Here is a 5,226-nt window from a genome sequence, read left to right as displayed (position 1 = left end):
CCCCCCGACACCCCCACCCCGATACCCGATCGGCGCACGCTCCCCGGCGGGCTATGCTCGTGTGTGTCGCACCGAGGGCCGTTAGCTCAATTGGCAGAGCAGCGGACTTTTAATCCGTTGGTTGTGGGTTCGAGTCCCACACGGCCTACTGTCGGCGGGTCGGGCCTACACTCTCCGACCTGCTACGAAGCGCCCCACCCGGTCCCGGCCGGCAGGGGCGCTCCGTCGTTTCAGGGGCCCTGCGTGAGCGGATGCGCCTCTGAGGGCCGGACGGTGGCGGCTCGATGCGGGGAGCGGGCGGAGCGGGTGGCTTTGGGCGAGATGTGTGCCGTCCGATGAGCGTGAGAGCGTACGGGGATGGCAAACGACGCTCTTCACGGGGGCCTTGCCCAGGTCGCTCCCCGTCTCGTGGCCACCGTCGTTAGCTCCGCTCGACCCAGCATCCGCGGACGTGCCTCAGGTGCTGCACTGGCCCGGGCGCAGGCTGCTGGTGCAGCGTGGGGACGCCGAACTGGTCGTCCGTGATCTCAGTGACCTCAACGGGGAGGGGCCAGAGATCCGCTTTCCCGCGCCCTGGCCCGGCCGGTATGGGGCGGTGGCTGTCTCGCCCGAAGGTGATGTCGCCGTATTCGCCGGCGTGCACGCGTTGCGAGCCGTGGGTGCGAACGGTGCTGTGCGGTGGGAGATCCGGCATGGCTGTTGGTCACCCGCCACGTGCACCGAGGCCCATGCCTCGTTCGCCGAGTACGCCGACGACTACTGGCACGGCCGCGCGGACATCGGTTCGGCGGCCTTCTCCTCGGACGGCAAGCTCCTGTGGGCACACGTCCGCAACCGCGCGGGGCACGACGTCAAGGAGGAATGGCTGATCGTCGACCCCGTCGACGGCACGGTGTCGGCCCCGATCGACGGGGCAGGGCGCCTGGTACACGGTCTCCAAGGATCGGACGACCCTCCACCTGTGGAACCTGCCGGACCGGGACTGACCCAAAGGCCTCCATGCCGAACGGCTCGCTCCTTCGTGACCGGGTCGTCGCCGAGATCCGTCCTCCCGTACCCCCGTCTGCTACTCGATCGTGGTAATAATCGCACTAATTGGGGTGATTGGTAGAGAAAGGTGGCATGCGTCTCGTGGTCGCGGTATCTCCGTGACACGTCGAGCGAGGAGCCTCTTATGCGTCGTACTCTCGCGTCCCTGGCCGCAGTCGGGCTGGGGCTGTTCATGCAGATCGGGGTCGCCGGGAATGCCTCGGCCGCCCCGGCCCCCGCCCCCGCGGGGCCTGAGGACTTCGTGCTGGCTTTCCAGTGCAACAGTGGCGGAGGGACGGTGGTGTACCCCATCGGGTCCGTAAGGTGTGAGGGCGGAAGGTTCGCCGGGGCCTACGTGCTTCAGTAGCGGCCCTTCAGTAGCGGCCGTAGAGGCCGTGCCTCTGTGTGGCGGCAGCCGTCCCTCCGTCCGGCCCGCGCGCGGCCGGGCGGAGGGACGCGTCGCTGGTCAGGGCGCGTGGCCGGGCCCGGTGCGTGGCTGGTCCGGCGTTCTTTCGGGGGCCGGGTGGCTGCGGGACGATCTGCGGGTGGTGCGTGCTCAGCACCTTCCCATCCGCCGAGATCTCGGAGGCCCACGTGACGGTGATAGTCGGACTGGTGCACAAGAAGCGTGTCTATCTGGGTGGCGACTCCGCCGGGGTCGCCGGATACCGGATCACCGTCCGCCGCGATCCCAAGGTGTTCACCAACGGGCCGTACGTCATGGGTTTCACCACCAGTTTCCGGATGGGACAGTTGCTCCGGCACGCCTTCAAGGTGCCGCGGCCCAAGGGGGATCTGGATCGGTTCATGGTCACTACGTTCGTCAACGCGCTGCGGACCTGCCTCAAGGACGGCGGCTGGGCGCGCAAGGAGTCCGAGCAGGAGCACGCCGGGACGTTTCTCGTGGGGGTACGGGGACGGCTCTTCGCGATAGACAGCGACTATCAGGTCGCCGAGTCGGCCGACGGATACGCCGCGGTCGGCGGCGGTGACGAGTTCGCCCTCGGCGCGCTGCACGCCACCGCCGACCTGTCCATGAAGCCGCGTGCCCGGCTCGCCGTCGCGCTGGCCGCCGCCGACCATCACAGTGCCGGGGTGTGCGCTCCGTACGTCTACGCCGCCACCCCGCGTCCGTCGTGAACGGCTCCTCAAGCCCCACGGGCTCCTCAGGCCACTCGGGCCCCTCAAGCCGCGAAGGCCGCTCGGGCTCCTCAAGCCCGTCCGGCCCCTCCGGCTCCTCAAGCCCGTCAAGCTCCTCCGGCCCATCCGGCTCCCCCGGCTCCTCCGGCCCATCCGGTCCGCCCCCGTCCGGTACGGCCCAACTCGTCCGTCGCCTCGGGCTGTTCGACGCCGTGACCATCGGGCTCGGCGCGATGATCGGCGCCGGGATCTTCGCCGCCCTCGCCCCCGCCGCCGCGGCGGCCGGCTCCTGGCTGACCGCCGGTCTGGCCATCGCCGCCGTCGTCGCCTACTGCAACGCCACCTCCTCCGCGCGGCTGGCCGCCCGCTACCCCGCCTCCGGCGGAACGTATGTCTACGGACGCGAACGGCTCGGCGACTTCTGGGGCTATCTGGCCGGATGGGCCTTCGTGGTCGGCAAGACCGCGTCCTGTGCCGCGATGGCGCTGACCGTCGGCGCGTACGCCTGGCCCGGGCAGGCGCACGCCGTCGCGGTCGCCGCCGTGGTGGCGCTGACCGCGGTGAACTGTGTCGGCGTACAGAAGTCCGCCTGGCTCACCCGCGTGATCGTCGCCGTCGTACTGGCCGTGCTCGCCGCGGTGGTCGTCGCCTGTCTGACCGGTGACACCTCCGGCGGCGCGGGCCCGGCCTTCGGTACGGGGGTGGGCGCGGGCGGTGTGCTCCAGGCGGCCGGGCTGCTGTTCTTCGCCTTCGCCGGGTACGCGCGGATCGCCACGCTCGGCGAGGAGGTCCGCGACCCCGCCCGTACGATCCCCCGCGCGATTCCCCTCGCTCTCGGCATCACCCTGATCGTCTACGCCGCCGTCGCGTTCGCCGCGCTGTCCGTACTGGACACCGGGCGGCTGGCCGGTGCCGCGGCGCCGCTCGCCGAGGCGGTACGCGCGGCCGGGGTGCCCGGTCTTGTGCCGGTGGTACGAGTGGGCGCGGCGGTCGCCGCCGTCGGCTCGCTGCTCGCGCTCATCCTCGGTGTGTCCCGTACGACCCTGGCGATGGCCCGCGACCGGCACCTGCCCCACGCCCTGGCCGCCGTACACCCGCGCTTCAAGGTGCCGCACCGGGCCGAGATCGCTGTCGGCGCGGTCGTCGCGGTGGCCGCCGCGACCGTGGATGTACGGGGTGCCATCGGCTTCTCCTCGTTCGGCGTCCTGGTCTATTACGCCGTCGCGAACGCCGCCGCCCTCACCCTCACCGCCGCGGAGCGCCGCCCGCCGCGCGCCGTACCCGTAGTGGGGCTGGCCGGCTGTCTGCTGCTCGCGTTCGCGCTGCCCGTGTCCTCGGTCGTGTCGGGGGCGGCGGTGCTGGCGGTCGGCGCGGCGGTGTACGGGGTACGGAGACGGGCCGGGAAGGCGGCTTGAGCGCCGGCTTGAGCCCCCCGCGCCGGGCGGGCCCTGGCGCGGCAGGTCCGCCCCGGGCCGCCCCGGGCCCGCCCGGGCCCCGGAGTGGAATGTGACGCGAAAGGGGATTCCCAGGGGCTGCGGAGCGGGCGCGAAGGTCGCACTCTTGGCCCTATGAGTGATGCACCGATCGTCGTCCACCGGCCGTCGGGGACAGGCGGGCGGCGGGTCACGGTCCGCGGGCGGATCATGGGACTCGCCCACTCCGACGACCACCTCATCGAATTCCTGCGCCTGGCCGGTCTGCCCGACGCCTGGGAACTGCTCGACGACCCGGCCTGGGTGGAGTGGCAGGGCGGTCCGGCGCACGAGTACGACGCGGCGTGAAACGTGCGGGCGAACGTACCGCGTGAACGTACCGCGTGAACGTACGGCGGGACGCGCGTCCACGCGCACGGACAGCCCGGCCGGGGCCACGGACGGCATCCGGCGCAGCCTTACCCGGTCCGGAGCCGTCGCCCTCGGTCCGGGGCGGTCGTTCTCTCCGGAGCTGTCGCCCTTGGTCCGGAGCGGTCGTTCTCTCCGGAGCCCGTCGCCCTTGGTCCGGAACGGTCGTCCTCAGTCCGGAGCCGTCGCCCCTGGCCCGGGGCGGTCGTCCTCAGTCCGGGGCGATCGTCGCCGCGATCGACGTGAGCTGCGTCAGGCTGTCGATGCGCCAGTCCGCCGCCTCCACCACCTCCGGGTCGTCCGCCCACAGATAGCCCCAGGGCCCCCGCCGCAGATGCGCCGTGCGCAGGCCCGCGCGCCGGCCGAGGAACACCGTTCTGCCGGCCTCCGCCCGCCCCACCTCGATCACATGCTCGAAGAACTCCGGGTCGGGCTTGGCGACCCCCCATTCGGCGGAGGTGGCCACGAGATCGACCGGCAGATCGAGGCGGCGCAGCAGATCGCCGGACTTGACGGTCTGGTTGCCCGCGAGGACCACCCGGATGCCGAGCGCCTGGAGACCGGCCAGGGCGGGCCGTACATCCGGGTAGAGATCGGACTCGTCGAGATGCTCGCCACGGCCGGCGGCCTCTCTGGCACGGTTGGCGGCGCCGATGTCCATACCGGGCTTGATGAGGCGGAGGGCGTCGGCGTCGCCCTTGTTCTGTACGGTCGCGGCGCCGATGAGCGCGGAGACGGTGTGCCGGGGGACACCCAGCCAGTCGGCCCAGGAGGCCCAGTAGCGGTCGTCGCGTACGAGGGTCTCGCCGACGTCGAACACGATGGTTTCGATCACCGGTCCACGCTAAAGGGACACGCTCTGCCGATTGTCAGTGGCTGGCCGTAGCCTGTCTCCTATGTTCGCTTCCTCGTCCGGTTCGCCTTCGAGTTCCGCCTCTTCGATCGATGCCTCGGCCGATTCTCCGGCCGACGCCTCGACGGATGCCGCGTCCGCCTCGGTGTCCGTGGAGGGTTCAGTGCGCTCCGCCGCCGTCGTCAATGCGGAGATCCGTGCCCTGTGGGGCCGGGCCGGTGGCGCGCTGTCGCCCGCGGAGCAGGAGCGCTACCAGCGGCTTCTGGTGGAGTGGGCCGCGGCGGTAAGGGCCGATGTGGTCGAGGCGGCCTAGCCCGCCCGCGGAGCCCGCCCCGCGGGCGGGCTAGGCCGCCTCGACCACAT

5 protein-coding genes and 1 tRNA gene are annotated in these 5,226 nt (G+C 71.8%); 5 read left to right on the top strand and 1 reads right to left on the bottom strand.

Going from position 1 to position 5,226, the window contains the following annotated elements; translation table 11 throughout:
* The first annotated feature begins 75 nt into the window (after positions 1 to 75).
* From WH07_RS24985 to WH07_RS24960, 4 genes are all read left to right on the top strand, one after another.
* Positions 76 to 148: transfer RNA gene (locus WH07_RS24985), tRNA-Lys, on the top strand.
* 1,475 nt (positions 149 to 1,623) lie between these two features.
* Positions 1,624 to 2,169 carry a hypothetical protein gene (locus tag WH07_RS24970; protein WP_046504305.1) on the top strand — a complete coding sequence of 182 codons (546 nt, stop codon included), beginning with the start codon at positions 1,624 to 1,626 and terminating at the stop codon, positions 2,167 to 2,169.
* Between the two features lie 200 nt (positions 2,170 to 2,369).
* Positions 2,370 to 3,584 (top strand): APC family permease, encoded by a 1,215-nt coding sequence (locus WH07_RS24965; protein WP_046504302.1) that lies wholly within the window; start codon positions 2,370 to 2,372, stop codon positions 3,582 to 3,584.
* 153 nt (positions 3,585 to 3,737) lie between these two features.
* Entirely contained in the window at positions 3,738 to 3,950 is a 213-nt protein-coding gene (locus WH07_RS24960; protein ID WP_046504292.1) for a hypothetical protein, read from the top strand.
* A 271-nt stretch (positions 3,951 to 4,221) separates the two neighbouring features.
* Here WH07_RS24960 and WH07_RS24955 read toward each other — a convergent pair whose 3' ends face one another.
* Positions 4,222 to 4,845, bottom strand: coding sequence for an HAD family hydrolase (locus tag WH07_RS24955; protein ID WP_198533887.1), 624 nt, complete (start codon positions 4,843 to 4,845; stop codon positions 4,222 to 4,224).
* 61 nt (positions 4,846 to 4,906) lie between these two features.
* Between WH07_RS24955 and WH07_RS38030 the strand changes: the two genes are divergently transcribed.
* Entirely contained in the window at positions 4,907 to 5,176 is a 270-nt protein-coding gene (locus WH07_RS38030; RefSeq protein ID WP_079023540.1) for a hypothetical protein, read from the top strand.
* Positions 5,177 to 5,226 lie beyond the last annotated feature (50 nt).

The organism is Streptomyces odonnellii (assembly GCF_000981895.1).
Lineage (GTDB): Bacteria > Actinomycetota > Actinomycetes > Streptomycetales > Streptomycetaceae > Streptomyces > Streptomyces odonnellii.
The sequence above is the reverse complement of the archived record's forward strand: the minus strand, read 5'-3'. Positions and strand labels throughout refer to the sequence as shown.